The organism is Actibacterium mucosum KCTC 23349, from assembly GCF_000647975.1.
GTDB classification, from domain to species: Bacteria; Pseudomonadota; Alphaproteobacteria; order Rhodobacterales; family Rhodobacteraceae; genus Actibacterium; species Actibacterium mucosum.
The window spans coordinates 56,604-76,178 of record NZ_JFKE01000003.1 but is presented as its reverse complement, the minus strand read 5'-3'; the positions used below and the strand labels follow the sequence as shown (position 1 = coordinate 76,178).

Annotated in this window: 20 protein-coding genes, 1 tRNA gene and 1 riboswitch; of the genes, 17 read left to right on the top strand and 4 right to left on the bottom strand. The window is 62.6% G+C overall.

Annotation, left to right across the window (positions count from 1 at the left end; genetic code table 11):
- Positions 1-4 precede the first annotated feature (4 nt).
- The 17 genes from ACMU_RS06905 (at position 5) to ACMU_RS06825 (ending at position 15,811) form a co-directional block, all read left to right on the top strand.
- Positions 5-994, top strand: coding sequence for an MDR family oxidoreductase (locus ACMU_RS06905; protein ID WP_035257811.1), 990 nt, complete (start codon positions 5-7; stop codon positions 992-994).
- Between the two features lie 80 nt (positions 995-1,074).
- Positions 1,075-2,304 (top strand): aminotransferase class V-fold PLP-dependent enzyme, encoded by a 1,230-nt coding sequence (locus ACMU_RS06900; RefSeq protein WP_035257810.1) that lies wholly within the window; start codon positions 1,075-1,077, stop codon positions 2,302-2,304.
- The gene (locus tag ACMU_RS06895; protein ID WP_035257808.1) at positions 2,301-3,695 is read left to right on the top strand and encodes a cryptochrome/photolyase family protein; all 1,395 of its coding nucleotides are present in this window, start codon (positions 2,301-2,303) and stop codon (positions 3,693-3,695) included. The genes ACMU_RS06900 and ACMU_RS06895 overlap by 4 nt, the downstream gene beginning before the upstream one ends.
- Before the next feature lie 91 nt (positions 3,696-3,786).
- A complete protein-coding gene (locus tag ACMU_RS06890) occupies positions 3,787-4,230 on the top strand; it encodes a TrgA family protein (protein ID WP_035257804.1) in 444 nt (147 codons plus the stop codon).
- Between the two features lie 3 nt (positions 4,231-4,233).
- The gene (locus ACMU_RS06885) at positions 4,234-5,352 is read left to right on the top strand and encodes a gamma-glutamylcyclotransferase (protein WP_035257802.1); all 1,119 of its coding nucleotides are present in this window, start codon (positions 4,234-4,236) and stop codon (positions 5,350-5,352) included.
- Positions 5,353-5,398: 46 nt separating this feature from the next.
- Complete coding sequence (locus ACMU_RS06880) at positions 5,399-6,430, top strand: cysteine synthase A (protein WP_035257799.1); 1,032 nt, start codon at positions 5,399-5,401, stop codon at positions 6,428-6,430.
- 64 nt (positions 6,431-6,494) lie between these two features.
- Entirely contained in the window at positions 6,495-7,544 is a 1,050-nt protein-coding gene (locus tag ACMU_RS18680; RefSeq protein ID WP_051588107.1) for an acyltransferase family protein, read from the top strand.
- A gap of 83 nt (positions 7,545-7,627) precedes the next feature.
- Positions 7,628-7,717: transfer RNA gene (locus ACMU_RS06870), tRNA-Ser, on the top strand.
- 389 nt (positions 7,718-8,106) lie between these two features.
- Positions 8,107-8,346, top strand: a complete 240-nt coding sequence (locus ACMU_RS06865) for an Lrp/AsnC ligand binding domain-containing protein (protein ID WP_035257797.1) — start codon at positions 8,107-8,109, stop codon at positions 8,344-8,346.
- 22 nt (positions 8,347-8,368) lie between these two features.
- Positions 8,369-9,499, top strand: coding sequence for an ABC transporter substrate-binding protein (locus ACMU_RS06860; protein WP_035257794.1), 1,131 nt, complete (start codon positions 8,369-8,371; stop codon positions 9,497-9,499).
- Between the two features lie 60 nt (positions 9,500-9,559).
- Positions 9,560-10,480: a branched-chain amino acid ABC transporter permease gene (locus ACMU_RS06855; protein WP_035257792.1), complete on the top strand. Its 921-nt coding sequence runs from the start codon at positions 9,560-9,562 to the stop codon at positions 10,478-10,480.
- Positions 10,477-11,460 carry a branched-chain amino acid ABC transporter permease gene (locus ACMU_RS06850; RefSeq protein ID WP_035257790.1) on the top strand — a complete coding sequence of 328 codons (984 nt, stop codon included), beginning with the start codon at positions 10,477-10,479 and terminating at the stop codon, positions 11,458-11,460. The genes ACMU_RS06855 and ACMU_RS06850 overlap by 4 nt, the downstream gene beginning before the upstream one ends.
- On the top strand, positions 11,453-12,202 hold the full coding sequence (locus ACMU_RS06845; RefSeq protein WP_035257788.1) for an ABC transporter ATP-binding protein: 750 nt from the start codon (positions 11,453-11,455) through the stop codon (positions 12,200-12,202). Before ACMU_RS06850 ends, ACMU_RS06845 begins: the two co-directional genes overlap by 8 nt.
- Positions 12,199-12,885: an ABC transporter ATP-binding protein gene (locus tag ACMU_RS06840; RefSeq protein WP_035257786.1), complete on the top strand. Its 687-nt coding sequence runs from the start codon at positions 12,199-12,201 to the stop codon at positions 12,883-12,885. The genes ACMU_RS06845 and ACMU_RS06840 overlap by 4 nt, the downstream gene beginning before the upstream one ends.
- Positions 12,885-13,280: an acyl-CoA thioesterase gene (locus ACMU_RS06835; protein WP_035258664.1), complete on the top strand. Its 396-nt coding sequence runs from the start codon at positions 12,885-12,887 to the stop codon at positions 13,278-13,280. The genes ACMU_RS06840 and ACMU_RS06835 overlap by 1 nt, the downstream gene beginning before the upstream one ends.
- Before the next feature lie 76 nt (positions 13,281-13,356).
- Entirely contained in the window at positions 13,357-14,160 is an 804-nt protein-coding gene (locus ACMU_RS06830) for an alpha/beta hydrolase (protein ID WP_035257784.1), read from the top strand.
- An 82-nt stretch (positions 14,161-14,242) separates the two neighbouring features.
- Complete coding sequence (locus tag ACMU_RS06825) at positions 14,243-15,811, top strand: ribulokinase (protein WP_035257782.1); 1,569 nt, start codon at positions 14,243-14,245, stop codon at positions 15,809-15,811.
- A 28-nt stretch (positions 15,812-15,839) separates the two neighbouring features.
- Here the strand turns inward: ACMU_RS06825 and ACMU_RS06820 are convergent, their stop codons facing one another.
- The 4 genes from ACMU_RS06820 to ACMU_RS06805 are packed head-to-tail and all read right to left on the bottom strand — an operon-like array spanning position 15,840 to position 19,246.
- A complete protein-coding gene (locus tag ACMU_RS06820; protein ID WP_035257778.1) occupies positions 15,840-16,604 on the bottom strand; it encodes an ABC transporter ATP-binding protein in 765 nt (254 codons plus the stop codon).
- A complete protein-coding gene (locus tag ACMU_RS06815; RefSeq protein WP_081805429.1) occupies positions 16,594-17,601 on the bottom strand; it encodes a FecCD family ABC transporter permease in 1,008 nt (335 codons plus the stop codon). Before ACMU_RS06815 ends, ACMU_RS06820 begins: the two co-directional genes overlap by 11 nt.
- The gene (locus ACMU_RS06810; protein WP_035257776.1) at positions 17,602-18,540 is read right to left on the bottom strand and encodes an ABC transporter substrate-binding protein; all 939 of its coding nucleotides are present in this window, start codon (positions 18,538-18,540) and stop codon (positions 17,602-17,604) included. It lies immediately after the preceding gene.
- The gene (locus ACMU_RS06805; RefSeq protein ID WP_035257775.1) at positions 18,527-19,246 is read right to left on the bottom strand and encodes a (2Fe-2S) ferredoxin domain-containing protein; all 720 of its coding nucleotides are present in this window, start codon (positions 19,244-19,246) and stop codon (positions 18,527-18,529) included. The genes ACMU_RS06810 and ACMU_RS06805 overlap by 14 nt, the downstream gene beginning before the upstream one ends.
- An 88-nt stretch (positions 19,247-19,334) precedes the next feature.
- A riboswitch (cobalamin riboswitch) is annotated at positions 19,335-19,538 on the bottom strand.
- Between the last annotated feature and the right edge of the window lie 37 nt (positions 19,539-19,575).

Below are 19,575 nucleotides of genomic sequence, written 5' to 3'. Positions count from 1 at the left end.
GCGCATGTTCAGAGCATTGGTTGTAGAGAAAGCCGAAAGCGGCGAAACGCAGGCCAGCATACAAGACGTGGACGAGGCGCGTTTGCCCGATGGCGACGTGACCGTGGCGGTGGAATACTCGACCGTGAACTACAAGGACGGGCTGTGCCTGGGCCCCGGTGGCGGGCTGGTGCGGACCTATCCGCATGTGCCCGGCATAGATTTTGCCGGCACGGTCGAGGCCAGCGACAACCCCGATTTCAAACCCGGCGACAAGGTGGTGCTGACCGGCTGGCGCGTGGGTGAGGTGCAGTGGGGCGGCTATGCCGAAAAGGCGCGGGTCAAGGGCGAGTGGCTGGTGCCGCTGCCCGACGGGTTGACGACACGCCAGGCGATGGCCGTAGGCACGGCGGGCTTTACCGCGATGCTGGCGGTTTCGGCGTTGGAGGCGCATGGCATGGTGCCCGGCGTCGGCCCCGTTCTGGTAACCGGGGCGGCGGGCGGTGTGGGCTCGGTGGCCACAGCGATTCTTGCGCATCTGGGATACGAGGTGGCGGCGGTCACAGGGCGGCCCGACACGGCGGAATACCTGCGCGGGCTGGGCGCCAACCGCATCGTGGCGCGCGCCGACCTGGCCGAGACAGTGCGCCGGCCGCTGGAAAGCGAAACCTGGGCGGGTTGCGTGGATGCGGTGGGCGGCCCGATGCTGGCCCGCGTTCTGGGCCAGATGCAATACGGCGCCTCGGTTGCTTCTGTGGGGCTGGCCGGTGGCGCCAACCTGCCGGCGACGGTGATCCCGTTCCTGTTGCGCGGTGTGAACCTTTTGGGCATCGACAGTGTGATGCAACCGACCGAAAGCCGCCAGCGCGCATGGCAGCGGATTGCCCGTGACCTGCCCATGGCCAAGCTGGAAGAGATGATCGTGCCCGCGACGCTGGGCGATCTGCCCGATTTGGGGGCAAACATCCTGAAAGGCCAGGTACGCGGCCGCGTGGTGGTGGATGTACGGACTTGACGGCTTGGCGTGATTGACTGGCCGGGAAAACGCGTTAGCTCTGGACTCAAGATTTTCTTAACAAATTGATGAGTCTTTGCATGACGGTTCTGGATACAGGATTTGTTCGGTCGCAGTTTCCCGCCTTTGACGAGCCGGGCCTGAAAGGGCAGGCGTTTTTCGAAAATGCGGGGGGGTCCTATACGTGTGGGCCGGTGATCGACCGGCTGACACGGTTTTATCGCAGCTACAAGGTGCAACCCTATGCCCCCTATGCGGCGTCACAAAAGGCCGGGGCGGAAATGGACGCGGCGCGCACGCGTCTTGCCGCGTTGATGGGGATCGAAGAGGACGAGTTGTCCTTTGGTCCATCAACCACGGCCAATACCTATGTTCTGGCACAGGCTTTTCGGCGGTGGTTGAAACCCGGCGACACCATCGTGGTGACCAATCAGGATCACGAGGCCAATTCGGGGCCGTGGCGGCGGCTGGCCGAGGCCGGGATCGAGGTGCGCGAATGGCGCATGGACCCCGAGACCGGGCATCTGGACCGGCTAAAGCTGGACGACCTGCTGGATGACACGGTGCGGCTGGTGTGTTTTCCGCATTGCTCGAACGTGGTGGGCGCGGTGAACGATGTGGCGGCGATCTGTGCGCAGGCCCATATGGCGGGCGCGTTCACTTGTGTCGACGGGGTCAGCTATGCCCCCCATGGCGTGCCCGATGTGGGGGCGCTGGGGGCCGATATCTATCTGTTCTCGGCCTATAAGACCTATGGGCCGCATCAGGGTATTATGGCGCTGCGGCGTGGGCTGGCGGACCTGCTGCCCAACCAGGCGCATTATTTCAACGCCGACGTGCGGTACAAGCGCTTTACCCCCGCGGGCCCCGACCACGCGCAGGTGGCGGCCTGCGCGGGCATGGTCGATTATTTCGAAGCGCTTTATGCGCATCACTATCCCGGTCAAGCGGTATCTACCCGCAAAATGGGGCATGCGGTGCATGATCTGATGCGCGGGCACGAAGAGGTGCTGATGCAGCCGGTGTTGGATTACCTGTCGGCCCGCAACGATGTGCGGCTTTTGGGGCCAACCAAGGCAACGTGCCGCGCGCCCACACTGGCGCTGGACCTTGGGCGGGCGGGCGAACCCGTGGCGGCCGCGTTGGCCGCACATGGCATCATGGCGGGGGGCGGCGACTTCTATGCGGTGCGCGCGCTGGAGGGGCTGGCGGTGGATCCCGGTCTGGGTGTGCTGCGGCTGAGCTTTGTGCATTACACGACCGAAGATGAGATCCAACAGCTGCTGACAGCGCTGGACGCGGTGCTTTGAGCGATCGCGCACCGGTTCTTTGGTGGGCGCGGCGCGATTTGCGTTTGGCGGATAATGCGGCGTTAAGTGCCGCGGTGGCCAGTTCCGCGCCTGTGATCCCGGTGTTCCTCTTTGACGAGGCGGTTGCGGGGCTGGGCCGGGCGGCGGCGTGGCGGTTGGCGCAGAGCCTGGCCAGCCTGGACGCGGACCTGCGCGCCCAAGGCAGCCGGTTGATCCTGCGCAGGGGGGACGGGCTGCCGGCATTGCAGAGGCTGATCGCCGAAACGGGTGCCCGCGGCGTATTCTGGACCCGCAGCTATGACCCCGACACGATCTCGCGCGACACACGGATCAAGGCAGCGTTCAGCGATGCCGGGATCGCGGCCCGCAGTTTCGGTGGCCAGCTGTTGTTTGAACCCAGCAAGGTGCGCAGCGGGGCCGGTGAACCCTACAAGGTGTTCACCCCGTTTTGGCGGGCCATTCGGGCGGGCGATGTGGGGGCAAAGCTGCCCACGCCCGACATCCCGTCGCCCGCGAATTGGCCCGCCAGCGACCCGCTGAACGACTGGGCGCTGGACGCGGGAATGCGGCGCGGGGCGGCGGTTGTGGCGCGGCATGTCGCGGCGGGCGAGGGCGCGGCAATGGACACGCTGCAGCGCTTTGTGTCTGGACCGGTGCGCGATTACGCCGAACGGCGCGATCTGTTGGCGGGGGACGGAACCTCGACCCTGTCCGCGCATCTGAGCCTCGGCGAGATCTCGGCCCGGCAGGTTTGGCAGGCAGGGCAGGGTCCAGACGGTGCCGAACCATTTGTGCGTCAGGTGGCATGGCGCGAATTTGCGTGGCATTTGCTGGTGGACCGCCCCGATATGGCAACAGAGAACTGGCGCGACGGTTGGGACGGGTTTCCATGGATCGATGATGCCAGCCATCCCGACCTGATTGCGTGGCAGCGGGCGCAGACCGGTGTGGATGTCGTGGATGCGGCAATGCGCGAGCTTTACGCGACGGGCCGCATGCATAACCGGGCGCGGATGATCACCGCCTCGTACCTGACCAAGCACCTGATGATCCATTGGCGTCACGGGTTGAACTGGTTCGAGGATACGCTGATCGACTGGGACAAGGCGGCCAACGCGATGGGGTGGCAATGGGTGGCGGGCTGCGGGCCGGATGCTGCCCCCTATTTCCGGATATTCAACCCCGACACGCAGGCCGCGAAATTTGACCCCGACGGTGTTTACCGCAACCACTGGCTGAGCGGATCCGGGGCGCGGGACTTTGCCGCTGCGGTGCCGGTCAGCTGGAGCATCGACGCCAATGCGCCGCGCCCAATCCCCCGCCCCCTGGCCGAGGGGCGTGCGCGCGCATTGCAGGCCTATCAGGCCCACCGGGCCGACAAAGCCACATGAGCGCGTGAATGCGACGTGGCCCCCTTGCGCGGCGCGCGGCAAAGGCTGAAACTGCATATCAGAGCAGTAAAACCGCAAAAGAGGCCCCAAGATGCCCACCGCCGCCCGTCTTATCGCCGCGATCTGTTACGCCGCCGTGGCGTTCTTCGCCTCGGAAAGCTTCACACAACTTCTGCCTGATGGCACGCCAACGGACTGGTTTTCCGAGATCAATGCCGCCTTCGGGGCCTTCGCTGGCTGGCGTATACATGGCCGGCAAGCGGGGAACCCGATGGGGCCGGCGATCTCGGTCATGTTGGTGACCGAGGTTGTGGGGCTGTTCTATGTGCTGGTGTTCCACTCGCTGTACCAGATGATCCAGAACGCGCTGGACAAGAAATACGGTGACACGATGGAGGCCATCGTTGGCATGTTCCAACTGGCCGGGCAATACGGCAAGATGCTGGCGACCTTCCCGGAAGGAATCGGAATACTGCTTGTGGGCGGCTTGTTGTCGGCCTGGGCTACGGAAGCTGCCAACCGCCGCTGGAGATAATTTTTGGCTGATCTGTTTTTCTACGGCACGTTGCGACACGTGCCGCTTTTGGCCTGCGTGGCGGGCACTGAATTATTGCGACATGAACCGGCGGTATTGCCGGGATTCGAGGCCTTTCTTGTCAAGGACGCAAACTATCCCGGATTGCGCGCCGCGCCGGGTGCGGGGGCGCCGGGCATCCTGGTGCGTGGAATGTCGGACGAGGCCGTTGCGCGGCTGGATTATTACGAGGGCGGCCACGGTTATGTTCTGGAACCGCGCGATGTCGAGACCGAGAACGGGCCGGTCACGGCGCTGGTTTACCTGCCGACGCGCGACTTTGCCGATGGCGGGCCGTTTGATCTGATGGCGTGGCAGGACCGGTGGGCGCAGATCAACCTGTTCGCCGCACAAGAGGTCATGGCCCAATATGGCCTGCGTCCGGCGGCAGAGGTTATGGCGCGTTACCCGATGATCCTGACACGGGCCACTGCACGCGCCAATGCGCAGGCTGGCGGGCCGGTAACCCTGCGCCGTGCGACCCGGCCGGGTGACGTGGTGGTCGATGATCAGACACAGCCCTATGCACGGTTCTTCGCGATCGAGGACTACAAGCTGCGCCATCGCCGGTTTGACGGCACGATGGGCCCGCAACTGGACCGGGCGGTGTTTGTCTCGGGCGATGCGGCGACGGTGTTGCCCTATGATCCGGTCACCGACCGGGTGCTGCTGGTAGAGCAGTTTCGCATGGGCCCCTTGGCGCGTGGTGATGCGCAGGTCTGGTCGCTGGAGGCCATTGCGGGCCGCGTGGATCCGGGCGAGATGCCCGATCAGACCGCGCGACGCGAGGCGGTGGAAGAGGCGGGCCTGACGCTTGGCGCGCTGCATCGGGTGCATGGATACTATCCGTCGCCGGGGGCCAAGACAGAGTACCTGTATTCCTTCGTCGCTGAATGCGACCTGCCCGACAGCGCGGCGGGGCTGGGCGGTATGCCCGGCGAGGGCGAGGATATCCGCAGCCATGTCTTGCCCTTTGACGCGGCGATGGAATTGCTGGCGGCGGGCGAGATTGAAAACGCGCCGCTGATCCTGTCGCTTTACTGGCTGGCCGCCCATCGCGACAAGTTGCGCGCACGGTCTTGAGTTCGGGGGCGCGCGTGGATACCTAGGGGGCATCAAAAGGGAAGCAATGACCATGCGCAAAGATCTGGCCGAGCTGATTGGCAACACCCCCCTGATCCGCCTGAACGGGCCAAGCGAGGCCACGGGCTGTGAGATCTGGGGCAAGGCGGAATTCATGAACCCCGGCCAGTCGATCAAGGATCGCGCCGCGTTGTTCATCATCCGCGACGCCATCGCGCGCGGCGTGTTGCGGCCCGGCGGAACGATCGTTGAAGGCACGGCCGGCAATACCGGCATCGGTCTGGCGCTGGTTGGTGCCTCGATGGGGTTCAAGACCGTCATCGTGATCCCCGAGACCCAAAGCCAGGAGAAAAAGGACATGATCCGCCTGGCTGGCGCTGATCTGGTGCAGGTGCCCGCGAAACCGTACCGCGACATGAACAACTATATCCGCTATTCGGCACGCCTCGCGGATCGGCTGGCACAGTCCGAGCCTAACGGTGCAATCTGGGCCAACCAGTTCGACAATGTGGCCAACCGTCAGGCCCATGTCGAGGGCACGGGCCCCGAAGTGTGGGAGCAGACCGGCGGTGAGGTCGACGGGTTCATCTGTGCGGTGGGTTCAGGCGGCACGCTGGCCGGAGTGGCCGAGGTATTGCAGCCCAAGGGCGTCAAGATCGGCCTTGCCGATCCCGATGGGGCCGCCTTGTTCAGCTATTACACTCAGGGCGAGCTGAAATCGTCTGGCGACTCGATCACCGAGGGCATTGGCCAGGGCCGGATCACCGCGAACCTCGAAGGGTTCACGCCGGACATGTCCTATAACATCTCGGACGCCGAAGCGCTGCCCTATGTGTTCGACATGCTGACCGATGAGGGCCTGTGCCTGGGCGGATCGTCCGGGATCAACGTGGCCGGCGCGGTGCGCATGGCCCGCGAAATGGGGCCGGGGCACACGATTGTCACCGTGCTGTGTGACTATGGCAACCGGTATCAGTCCAAGCTGTTCAACCCGGATTTCCTCAAGTCCAAGAACCTGCCCGTGCCACAATGGCTGGACGGTGACGCGCGCGCGTTGCCCGAGGTTTTTTACAGCTAACCCCTTGGTTCTTGCCAAAAACCCCTTTTCTGCCGCAGTGTAAGCGACAGGAAAGGGGGGCAGCGTGCAGTCGAGCAACGAACCGGTCACCTATATCGATCCAACGGCCGGGCGCCACGTTCAGCTGGACGGGCTGCGCACGCTGGCGATGATGGGCGTCTTGTACGTGCATTTCTGGAACTCTGACCCGGTTCTGGAACATGCCCGTGTTTCGCTGTTTTTCACGGTCAGCGGCTTTCTGATCACCATGATCCTGCTGAAGGCGCGGGCGCGCGGCGCGACGGGGCTGCGCGTGGCGGTGAACTTCTATATCCGGCGGGCGCTGCGGCTGTTTCCGGCGCTGGTGCTGCTGGTGGTTGTGGCGTGGTGGACCAATGCCGAGGACGCGCGGGCGTCGATTGGGTGGCATGCCTTGCAAGCCTCTAATTTCTATTTTTACGCCAACGAGACCTGGGACCCATGGGTTTTTGCGCATTTGTGGAGCCTTAATAATCTTGAACAGTTCTATCTGATCTGGCCGTTGGTGATCCTGCTGCTCCCAAAGCGCGCCATGTGGGCGGTGGTGATCGGGCTGCTGCTGCTGCCCGTGGCGTTGCGACTGAGCGTCGGGATGATGGGAGTAGGCGGCTGGGCGCGGATCCTGCCGCTGTACACGTTTGACCCGATCGCGGCGGGCAGCCTTTTGGCCATGGTGCGTGACCATGACGTCGTGGCCCGGCACAGCCGCAACCCGGTGGTTGTTGTGGCGGCACTGAGCGTGCTGGGCGCGCCGTTCCTGTTGGGTGAGGCCTATGGCGCAGGTGAGATGTACCGTGCGCTGAGCGTTGCGGCGTTGGTTGTAATCGTGGCCGGGGCCTATCACGGCTATGGTGGTCCGTTGAACCCGATCCTTGGCAACCGGGTCATGCGCTATGCCAGCCAGATCAGCTATGCGGTGTTCATATATCACCTGATGCTGTGGTGGCTGTTGGTACAATTTGTGCCGGCTTTGTACGATCGAGAAGGACGGACCTTCTTCGTGATGCTGGCGGTCAGCGTGGCAATGGCCGCCTTGTCATGGCATGTCTATGAACGCCCAATTTCGCGCCTCAAATCGCGCTTCCCGGTGGTCTGAAACGCATTGATTTCATCGCCATCCCGGTTGCGGCGCACAATCCGCTTGAATGGCCCCCCCGGACCCGGTATCAGACGCGGCACGGACAGGTGGCCGAGTGGTCGAAGGCGCACGCCTGGAACGCGTGTAGGCGGGAAACCGTCTCCAGGGTTCGAATCCCTGTCTGTCCGCCATTTCCCCTTTTACGTCTCTGTGATCGCCTAACGTTTTGATATGCAAGGTGGTTTTGGCGTTTCGCCTGCCTTTTTCCTGTCGCTGGAGGAACGGGCCTGCAAGATCAGTTTGGCGTTCGGTCTGTCACCTCGTTTATAAAGGTTTCCAAAGGCTTGGCCGCCCCCTGCACCCGTTCAAGGAAAGCTGTGAACTTGCTGTTGCGGTGCATATTGTTTTGAGCAGAGGTGAATGGGGCGATGACAAGCTGACCAAATCTCGGCAAGATCGGGTCAAATCCATGAGCGCGGGGTAAAAATGCCCCGCGCGATCGTTTGTCGCGATGACCTGCACAAGGCCCGGACGGGCGGGGGAAAACGGCTGACGGTCAACGCCAAGAGGAGGGCAAGGCATGACATGCGTTTTTGTTCAGGTGCGCTGTGCGCCGGGTAAAACCTATGACGTTGCGGACGCCATTGCCGCGAAGGAAATCCATTCCGAGATGTTCTCGACCAGTGGGGAATTCGATCTGCTGATCAAGATCTATGTCCCTGCCGGCGAAGATATCGGTCGGTATGTGAATGACAGGATAAGCCCCACAGAGGGTATCGAACGGACGCTGACGACACTGACTTTTTCAGCGTTTCAATAAAGACGACAACACGGAGGTTTACATGAAAAAGCTTGTTACGTCAGCCGCGGTGCTGGCCCTATTGGCGGCCCCTGCATTGGCCGACACCAAGATCGGCATGATCACGACCCTGTCTGGCGGCGGCGCCGGTCTGGGTGTGGATGTGCGCGACGGGTTCATGCTGGCCATCAGCCAGTCGGGCCGCGATGACATAGAGGTTGTGATCGAGGATGACCAGCGCAAGCCGGACATCGCGGTGCAACTGGCCGACAAGATGATCCAGTCTGAGAAAGTGGACGTTCTGACCGGCATAATCTGGTCGAACCTGGCCATGGCCGTGGTGCCCAGCGTGACCGCGCAGGGCAAGTTCTACCTGTCGCCCAACGCCGGCCCGTCGGCATTGGCCGGGGCGGGGTGCCATCAGAACTATTTCAACGTGGCGTGGCAGAACGACAACCTGCACGAGGCGGCGGGCGCCTATGCCAACAGTGCCGGCTATGGCAACAGCTTCATCCTGGCCCCGAATTACCCGGCAGGCACCGATGCGCTGACCGGGTACAAGCGTACCTTTGAAGGCGATGTTGCCAACGAGATCTACACCAAGCTGGGCCAGACCGATTATGCCGCCGAGATTGCGCAGATCCGCGCCTCGGATGCTGACAGCGTGTTCTTTTTCCTGCCCGGCGGCATGGGTATCTCGTTCCTGAAACAATATGCCGACAGCGGTATCGAAAAGCCGGTTATTGGCCCCGCTTTCAGCTTTGATCAGGGTATCCTGCAAGCGGTGGGTGACGCCGCGCTGGGTGTGGTGAATACCAGCCAGTGGAACAAGGACATCGACAACGCCACCAACGCGGCATTTGTCGAAAGCTTCCAGGCCGAATATGGCCGCCTGCCATCGTTATATGCCAGCCAGGGCTTTGACACCGCGAACCTGCTGATCTCGGCGATCGAGGCTGCGGATGTATCCGATGCCGATGCGTTCCGGGACGCGCTGCGGGCCGCGGATTTCGACAGCACGCGGGGGGCATTCTCGTTCGGTCCGAACCACCACCCTGTTCAGACAATCTATGCGCGCGAAGTGATCAAGGAGGGTGACGTGTTCACCAACAAGATCGTCGCCACCGCACTGGAAAACCACGCAGACGCCTATGCGGCTGACTGCAAGATGTGATCCGAACCTCTCGTCCGGACCCCGGTTCGGGCGAGAGACCTTCTTCAGCCGGAAAACCTGATGTCTTCCATCTTGATCATCGAGCAGGTCCTGAATGGCCTTCAGTTCGGCGTGATGCTGTTTCTGATGGCTGCCGGGTTGACGCTTATCTTTGGGGTCATGGGCCTGATCAACCTTGCCCACGGGTCGCTTTACATGGTTGGCGCCTTTGCGGCGGCCTGGGTGGCGGGGGCGACCGGGTCGTTCCTGTTGGCGCTGGTTGCGGCGCTGGCAGCCGCCGCCGCCGCGGGCGCGCTGGTGGAGATCGTGGTGATCCGGCGGCTTTACAAGGCGGCGCATCTGGATCAGGTGCTGGCCACCTTCGCGCTGATCCTGATCTTTTCGGAAGGCACGCGTTGGGTCTTTGGATCCTTCCCGCTGTTTCTGGATATCCCCGATTACCTGTCGGGGCCCGTCACGTTGCCGGGCGGCATTCAGTACCCGTTCTATCGGCTTGTGCTGATCGGCATCGGCTTTGCCGTGGCGCTCGGGTTGTGGTGGCTGACGGCCAAAACCCGGATCGGCATTCAGATCCGCGCCGGAGAAAATGACCGCGAGATGATTGCCGCGCTGGGCGTCGATATCTCGAAGCTGTACACCTTGGTCTTCGCGTTGGGTGCGGCGCTGGCCGGGCTGGCGGGTGCGCTGGTGGGCGCGATCCAGTCGGTGCAGGTGGGCATGGGCGAGCCGGTTCTGATCCTGGCCTTCGTGGTAATCGTCATCGGTGGCATCGGATCGATCCGCGGGGCCTTCATTGGCGCGCTTCTGGTCGGGCTGACGGACACGTTGGGCGGTGTTTTCCTGCCCGAGCTGTTCAAGCTGTTCATGGAGACTACAACGGCCACGCAAACCGGATCGGCCTTGGCATCAATGGCGGTTTATATCCTGATGAGTATCGTCCTGATATGGCGCCCCTCGGGTCTGTTCGGAGCACGGGCATGATCGGGGAACGGCATGTCAATCTGGCCGTGTTGGCCGGGCTGGTGATTGTTCCGCTTTGGGCCCTGTGGGCGGACGAGATTTTCACCATCACGCTGACCACCCGCGCGGTGATCCTTGCGCTGGCGGCGGTCGGGCTGAACATCGCGCTGGGCATTGGCGGCATGGTGTCCTTTGGCCACGCGGTGTTTTTCGGGCTGGGCGGCTATGCCATGGGGATCCTGGCCTTTCACGCGCAGAGCTATACCCCCTTGCAGTTTGGCCCGCTGTCGCTGGCGGGCACCAAGTCGATGCAGGTGATCTGGCTGGTGGCAATGGTGACATCCGCTTTGGCGGCCTGGGTGATCGGGTTGCTCAGCCTGCGCACCACGGGCGTATATTTCATCATGATCACGTTGGCCTTCGGGCAGATGTTTTTCTATTTCGCGATCTCCTGGGGCAGCTATGGCGGCGAGGACGGCCTGTCGATCTATGTGCGCAACGGATTTCCGGGGCTGAACACGCTTGTGCCGATTCAGTTCTTTTGGTTGTGCCTAGTGGCGCTGTGCGTGGCGCTTGTGGTGCAATGGCGGTTGCGGACGTCCCCGTTCGGGCTGACGCTGAACGCGGTACGCCAGACGCCGCAACGGGTTGAAACGGTGGGGTTGAACCCACGGAAACACAAGCTGGTGGCCTTTGTCATCTCGGGCGCGATCACCGGGCTGGCGGGCGCGCTTTTTGCCGATCTCAACCGCTTTGTCTCGCCCACGATGTTCAGCTGGCAGCTGTCGGGTGAGCTGATCATTTTGATCATCATCGGCGGGGTTGGCCGGCTGATGGGCCCGGTCATTGGCGCGGCGATCTTCGTCGCGTTGGAGCATTGGCTGGGCGGGTTGACCGATTTCTGGCACATCTGGCTGGGCGTCATCCTGATCTGTATTGTCCTTTTTGGGCGGGGCGGGGTCATTGGCCTGTTGACCGGCAAGGAGGGGCCGCATGTCTGACACCATCCTTGCCACGCGGAATTTGCAGAAATCCTTTGGTGCGCTGAAGGCCACGGATAATGTCTCGATCGATCTGCGCGCCGGTGAAATCCACGCGATCATCGGACCAAACGGCGCCGGTAAATCCACCTTGATCGGGCAGATCAGCGGCGGGTTAAAATCGGATGCCGGGCAGGTCCATTTGATGGGGCGCGACGTGACGGCGCTGGCGACCGAGGCGCGGGCCAAGGCCGGTCTGGGCCGAACCTTTCAGATCTCGGCGCTGGCGATGGAAGATACTGTGTTGGAAAACGTGCTGCTGGGCGCGATTGGCGCAACGGGCGGCGGATGGCGGTTCTTGCGCGGGGTAAGCGGCGACAGGGACCTGAACGCCCGCGCGATGGAGGCCCTGGCGCGGGTGGGTCTGGCCGCAGCCAAAGACACCCGCTGTGCCGACCTGTCCCATGGGCAGCGCCGACAGCTTGAGGTCGCCGTGGCGCTGACGTTGCAGCCCAAAGCCTTTGTCATGGATGAACCCATGGCAGGCCTGGGGGCCGAGGGATCCAAGGCGATGACGGGGTTCCTTGACGGTTTGCGCTCTGAGGCGCCGATCCTTTTGGTGGAACATGACATGGACGCCGTATTTGCATTGGCGGACCGGATCAGCGTGCTGGTCTATGGCCGCATCATCGCCTCCGGCAATGTCGACGAAATCCGCGCCTCGGCCGAGGTACGCGAGGCCTATCTGGGGGAAAGCGTATGAGTTTGCTGACCGTCGAATCCCTCGCGGCCTCTTACGGGTATTCGCAGACGTTGTTCGACGTGAACCTGTCGGTCAGTGCGGGCGAGGTTCTGGCGCTGATGGGGCGCAACGGGATGGGCAAGACCACAACGGTGCGGGCAATCTGCCGGATGATGCCTGCGGGTGGGCGGCTGGAGTTCGCCGGGCACGACCTGACGGCCTTGTCCAGCCACAAGGTGGCGCGTTTGGGTGTTGGCCTGGTGCCCGAGGGACGGCGCTGTTTTGCCGATCTGACGGTGCGTGAAAACCTGATCGCTGCCGCCCGTTCCGGACCATGGACGATTGCGACCGTCGGCACACTTTTCCCGCGTCTGGTCGAGCGCAGCGGGCAACGGGCGGCTTCGTTGTCGGGGGGGGAGCAGCAGATGCTGGCCATCGGCCGGGCCCTGATGACCAACCCGAAACTGATGATTCTGGACGAGGCGACAGAGGGTTTGGCCCCAATCATCCGTCAGGAAATCTGGGCCGCGATTGCGCGGCTGAAACGGGAAACGGGTATGGCCCTGATTGTCATCGACAAGTCGCTGGCCGAGCTTGCCACGGTCTGCGACCGCGCGGTCATCGTCGAGCGGGGCACAACAGTCTGGCAAGGCGCGATGGATGCGCTGACCCCCGAAATCACCAGCAAATACGTAGGGATATGATGGCGTTCGAGTTTCCGCAAAAGGTTCTTTTCAAACATTGCGATCCCGCCGGGATCGTCTTTTACCCACGCTATTTCGAGATGATGAATGACTGCCTCGAAGCGTTTTTCGAGGCCCAGTTGGATATGCCATGGCACCTTCTGCACCGTGCAGGCGCTGTGCCCACTGCACAGATCGAAACAAGGTTCACCGCCCCCAGCCGGCACGGCGATCGGTTGCTGTTGCGTTTGCAGGTCACGCGTGTGGGGCGCAGCTCGTTCAGCTATGAAATGGTTGCCACTTGCGATGATGAACAGCGTTTCGTCACCACTGGTACTCTGGTCAACGTCAACGAAACGGGGCGTCCGGCGCCGTGGCCCGAGGGGCCCCGGACCCGGCTTGAGGCGCAACTGTGACCTATGCGGGATGCGGGCAAGGGGCCGGACTTGGAGAAAGCAACGCGGGGTCTGCCGCGTTTCTGGGAGCACGGCGATGACCGACCGGGATTGGGATGATGCTTTTGACAACCGCACCCACGCGGTTGGCGTGGATGCCCTGATCGGGGAATGGCCTGTTGCCGCTGCTGCTTACCGGGCAAGCGGGGTGCGGATCGACACCGATATCGCTTATGGAAGCAGCGCTCGGCAAAAGCTGGATATCATCTGGCCCGACAGAGCGCCCAAAGGGTTGGCCATGTTTGTACATGGCGGATATTGGATGGCGTTCGACAAATCCAACTGGACCCAGTTTGCCAAGGGCGCGCGGGATCGCGGCTGGGCGGTGGCGATACCCAGCTACACCCTGGCACCGCAGGCCAAGATCCACGAGATGACGGCCGAGATCGTTGCCGCTTTGGACCACGCGGCGCAAATGGTTGACGGACCGATCCGGCTGGCCGGGCATTCGGCAGGCGGGCATCTTGTGTCACGTTTTGCGTGCCGCGATCTGCAGGCTGCGTGTGCCGGGCGGATCGAACATGTACTGTCGATCAGCGGGTTGCACGATTTGCGTCCGCTGATGGCAACGAAGATGAACGAGACGTTGCATCTGAACCTGGCTGAGGCGCGGGCCGAAAGCGCGGCGTTGCTGGAACCGCGCAGGGACGCGCGGTTGACCGCCTGGGTTGGTGGGGGCGAGCGGCCCGAGTTCATCCGTCAGGCGCAGTTGCTGGAAATCGTATGGCGCAGTTTCGATGTGGATGTTTCGGCCGTGGTTGACGGCATTCACAACCACTTTACGGTGATCGAAGGGCTCAGGGATCCAAACAGCGACATCACGCAGGCGTTTGTCACTTAAACTTCGCAGGCCCCAGTCGGGGCTTGCCCGACAACCTGACATCCGCAAACATGTTGCCAAGTAAACGGGGGGACGTGGCGGTATGATTGTTGTTGGCGTGGATTTTGGCACACAAAGTGTCAGGGCAACGATTTTGGATGCCGATGCGGGCAAGCTGTTGTCAAGCGCCGCGCAGGGCTATGCCGTGCAGCGCAGTGCCGATGACCCCTTGCTGGTGACACAATCGCATTATGATCAGATGACCGCATTGCAGGCGGCGGTTTCCGCGGCGTTGAGGGCCTCTGAAACACCTGGCGATGCAGTGGTTGGCATGGCGTGCTCGGCCACCAGTTCCAGCGTGATTGTGACCGACGAACACTTGCAGCCCATCACCGACTATTACCTGTGGTGCGATCACCGCGCCCACAAGGAAGCGCAAGAGATTACGCAAGCTGCGCATGCGCGAGGATTCGAGGGTATCCAGTGGTGCGGGGGGACCTATTCGCACGAATGGGGCTTTGCCAAGCTGCTGCATTTCCTGCGGCACAATCCGGATTTGCGGTCCAGCGCGGCCTTGGCGCTGGAAAACTGCGATATGATCACCGCCACGCTGTGCGGTGTTAGCGGGCCCGATGATCTTGTCCGAAGCACCTGCGCGATGGGTCACAAGTGGATGTGGGGCACGCCCTGGGGAGGCTTTCCCGACGATGCGTTTCTTGGGGAGGTCGATCCCTTGCTGGCCGAGGCCTCGCAGATGTTGCGTGGCAAGGTTGTGCCTCAGGGCGGTGTGGCCGGATATCTGAGCGATGAATGGGCGCAAAAGCTGGGCCTGCGCGCAGGAATCTCGGTGGGCGTTGGGGCCATTGATGCGCATTGGGACGCCGTTGGGGCAGGCGCATCACGCGGCGACATGGTGAACATCATCGGGACGTCGACATGCCTGATCGGCGTTTTGCCGGGCCAGGCACGGGCTGTTCGGGGCGTCAGCGGCGTTGTTCCGGGCAGCGTTCTTCCCGATGGTATCGGGATCGAGGCGGGCATGTCCGCGGTTGGTGATCTGTTCCAATCGGTTGCGCGGCGCAACAACAGTGATCTGGTGGCGATGACGGACAGCTTGAACGCCGAACCGCGCCGGATAACCGGATTGGTCCGCATTCCGTGGGACAATGGCGACCGGACGATCCTTGTTGACGCCAATCTGGGCGGGGTCCTTGTGGGGTTGGATCTTGAGCACACCGCGCTGGACGAGTTGCAGGCGGCGATCGAGGGCACAGCGCTGCAGACGCGGCTGATCCTTGATCATATCGGAACCCAGATGGTGCCGTTTGAACGGATCATCAACGGCGGGGGCATTCCGCCCAAGAATCCGTTCCTGAATCAGGTCTATGCCGACATTCTGAACCGCCCCGTTTGTGTTCCCAAGACCCCGACAACCGGCATAGGTGCGGGCATTTTTGCGGCGGTGGCCGCTGGCCTGTTTCCCTCTGTTGAGGACGCGCAGGCGGCGTTTTGCCCGGAATTCGACGTCATCGAACCCGATCCGGCCTTCGTGGCGCGGTATGACGAGACCTACGAAGTGTTCCACACGCTTTACCATGCGCTGGGCAACCGCGAGGCCGGACAGCAAGCGGAGGCTTTGAAAATATTGCGCAGGCAACGTGTGGGTCAGTGACAACCGGTATCTTGCGGCGGGTTTGCAGTTATGCGCTGGCGCGGGGAACAGGCCCTTCGATCCGCAATGCGTCACCTGAAACCTCGCCGTTGACCATATAATGGCGTTTCAGGTTCTCCCGGCTGATGACGGCGTCGGGGGCGCCTTGGTCGACGATCTGCCCGTGGCTCATCAGGTAGACCCGGTCACAATACCGGCGTACCAGGTCCAGGTCGTGAAGCGTCATCAGCACGGTTTTGCCGCGCCGCTGCACCTCGTCCAGCAGAACCAATTGGTAATGCAGGTCAAGGTGGTTGGTGGGTTCGTCGAGGATATAGATATCCGGGTCGCGCGCCAGAAGCTGCGCGAAGTAACAGCGCTGTAGCTCGCCGCCGGACAAAGCGCTGGCAGGTTGGTCGGCCTTGTCTGTCAGCCCCGCCAGATCCAGCGCCGCGTCGCGCCTGCTGGCGGCCGCGTCCGGATCAAGGTTCAGAACGGCCAGACCGATCTCGACAATGTCCGTTGCTGTAAGCCCTGCCAGCAGACCCGCGCTTTGAACCAATGCGCCGACCATGGCCGCCCAGTCCTTGAACGGAGTGTCCGTCAGTTGATGCCCCAGTGCGGCGATGTTGCCCGCCACCGGACGCTCGGCCCGGTAGACCGCGCGCAGCAATGACGTTTTGCCGGCCCCGTTCGGGCCGATCAGGCCGTGGATTTGCCCCTTGGGCACCGTCAGGGAAACATCGCGAACATAGGGTTTGCCACCGACATGGACCGCAAGGTTTTCGATGGTCAGAGCGGGATCAGATGGCACGGCGCAATCCCCTGAGAATGAAGATGAACGGTGGCGCGGCCAGCAGGGCCAGCAATACGCCCAGAGGCAGCTCTTCGGGGGCCAGCAACATGCGGCACATCAGGTCGACCGCGATCAGGACAGTCGCCCCCACCACCATCGCCATTGGCAACAGAACCCGGTGGCGCGCGCCGATCAGCAGGCGTGCCATGTGCGGGACGATCAGGCCGACAAAGCCGACGATGCCGGCCACCGAAACGGCCAGACCGGTCAGGACCACTGTCACGGTAAAGATCATCACGCGCAAACGTCCGGTCCGTATCCCCATCGACTGCGCGCGCTCTTCCCCCAGCAAGGTCGCGTCCAGCGCATTGCTGTGACGCAAAGACCAAAGGGCAAACAGGACAAGAGCAATGGCCAGCAAAGGAACCTCGGCCCATTCCGTTCCGGCCGCGGTTCCCATCAACCAGCCGATCGCGTTCCGCGTGGCGTGCGGGTCGCCGATATAAAGGAAAAAGGCCGTCAACGACTGAAACATCAGCGACACGGCGACACCTGCAAGGATCACGATCAGCGGGTCCATCGGGTGGCCGCGCCGTTGCGACAAGCCCAAGGTCATCAGAAAGGCGCAGGCCGCCCCTGCAAAGGCGATGGCGGGCACGCCGAAGCTGTCGGTGACCGATTTCGGCAGCCAGATTATGGCGGCAACCGCAGCGGCTGACGCCCCGGACGACAGGCCCATCAAATAAGGATCGGCCATGGGGTTGCGCAGGGCCGTTTGCATCAACGCCCCCGCAAGGGCCAGGCCGGCCCCGATCATTCCCACCGCCAGCACGCGCGGAATACGCCATTGCCAGACAATCAGCGACAGGCCCTTGGGCGCGTCATCGCTGCGCAGCAATATTGCGGCGCGATCGGCCCAGCTGATCTGGGCCGTGCCCCACAGCACGCCCGAAACCGCCACCGCAACAAGCAGCAGCAGCACGAGGGGAAAGAGGATCGGGAACCGATGGGTCACTTAGTTCAGCGCCGAAAGCTGCGCGTTGACGCGTTCAATACCGTCGGCAAAGCGCATACCCAGCAGGGTTTCCGAGAAGGGAACGGTCACGAAACGCCCCTTTTGTACGGCGGTCAGTTGCGACAGAACCGGATCGGCCTCCATATAGGCGCGCTTGTCGGCGGCAGTGGACCAGCCTGCCTCGATCAACAAGATGACATCGGGGTCTGCCTCGACCACGCGTTCCCATGCCAGATCAACCCATGTGCCTTCCACGTCGGCGCTGATGCTTTGCAGGCCGGCCGTTTTGGCCACCAGGGCCGGGCCGCCGCAGCACCCGATGGAATAGGGTGTGTCGGTCCCGCTGTCATAAATGAACGCGGTCTGGCCTGCGCCGGCGGGGTTGGCCCGCACGGCTTCGATCCGGGCGCTGGTTTCCGCGATCAGCGCGTCAGCTTTTTCGCTAACGCCAAAGACCGCGCCAATGGCCGCGATGTCGTCAAGGATCGGTTGAACGGTCAGGGGGACGTTTTTGGGGTGCGCAGACTTGCACGAGGCGTCAACCAGGTAGGTGCCAATGCCCAGATCATGCCATTTCTGCGCGGCGCCCAGATTGTCTTCGGAAAAGGCGGAACCGAACCCGGCAAAAAGGAAATCCGGTTCCTGTGCCAGAACCACCTCGGCGGCGGGGTACTTCTCGGCCAGAACCGGGACAGAGTTGAAGGCATCCTGCCATTGGGCCGGGATTGCATCATCAAGATAGGCGGTGCCCACCATTGCGCCTTCCAGTCCCAGCGCCAGCATCACCTCGGTGGCTTGCTGGTTCAGGGTGATGGCGCGGGTGGGTGCTTTTTCGAATTCGAAACTGGCATCGCAGCTGTGCAGCGTGACGGCTTCGGCCTGCGCAGCGGCAGCGGCAGCGGCAAAGCCAAGCGGCGCGAGGAGGTTAAACAGTTTCATGGGTCTCTCCGGTCTTGTGAATCAATAGGTTTTGCGGCGTGCGCCCGCCACGCAGCGCTTGCGCGACGAAGGTTCGGATGTCGTTGGTGTCGGTCAGGCGGTACCAGTGGCCCTGTGGGTAATGCACAATGACAGGGCCATTGTTGCAGGGGAAAAGGCAGCCCGTGGTCGTGATCAGGCAATCTGCGCCGAGGTTGGCGCGGCCCAGTTCGGCCTTGAGCGCGTCAACGAGGTTGGGGGCGTCTTTGAGATGGCAGCGCGGGCCTGCACAAACCAGCAGGTGGTGGCGAAAGGCGGGCGGATGGTCCCAGCCTTTGCCGATTTCACCGTGTGGCTGCGGGTGAACCGGTGTCAGCGGCACCTGCGCAGTGGCAGCCGACTGCACCACCAGGTGATCCAGATCGGCGGGTCCAGCCAAAAACAATGCAGGGGCATTTGGGCCCTGTTGGCAGAGCCAACTGCCCGCCGCACCGGGAAGCCATTTTTCAAGGCTTTGCGAAAAGGGCAGGCCAACCGGGCGCAGTTCGATCCGCTGTGCGCCTTGCGCGGTAAAGGTGTCCAGCACGCGCCACATGGCGTTGCCGGTCGCTTCCAGCCGCACGGCTTTTGCAGGAACGGGTGCGGCGCCTTCCAGCGCTTTTGCAAGCTGTAGAAACCTGGACTGGCTGACGTAAGTTGCTGAGATTAAGTAAATATACGCGTCCATCCCGACCTCGTATTCGGAGGCGGGCAGCGAAAGTCAGGTCGACTGAATGTCTCTGTCATCATGTCCTCCACGGGCCCTCCGCCCGGTTGGGTTGCGTTTGAAGATGGCAGGTCTCCTGACTTGCGGCTTGGTGCTTACCGTGCCTTCCCAAACCTTGTCGGTTCAGTGGCCTTTACGGTTTGCGCGCCGCTTACAGTTGCGGGGGCAGTCTCGGAGTTGAGCGTCAGCTCGCACCGAATTCCCTTTTTTCCCGTCGCTTGAAGCTTGGGGAACCATCAGCATTGTTCGTGTCAGCCCGCAGCGTGGTTGTCAAGCGGCAGGCGCCATGG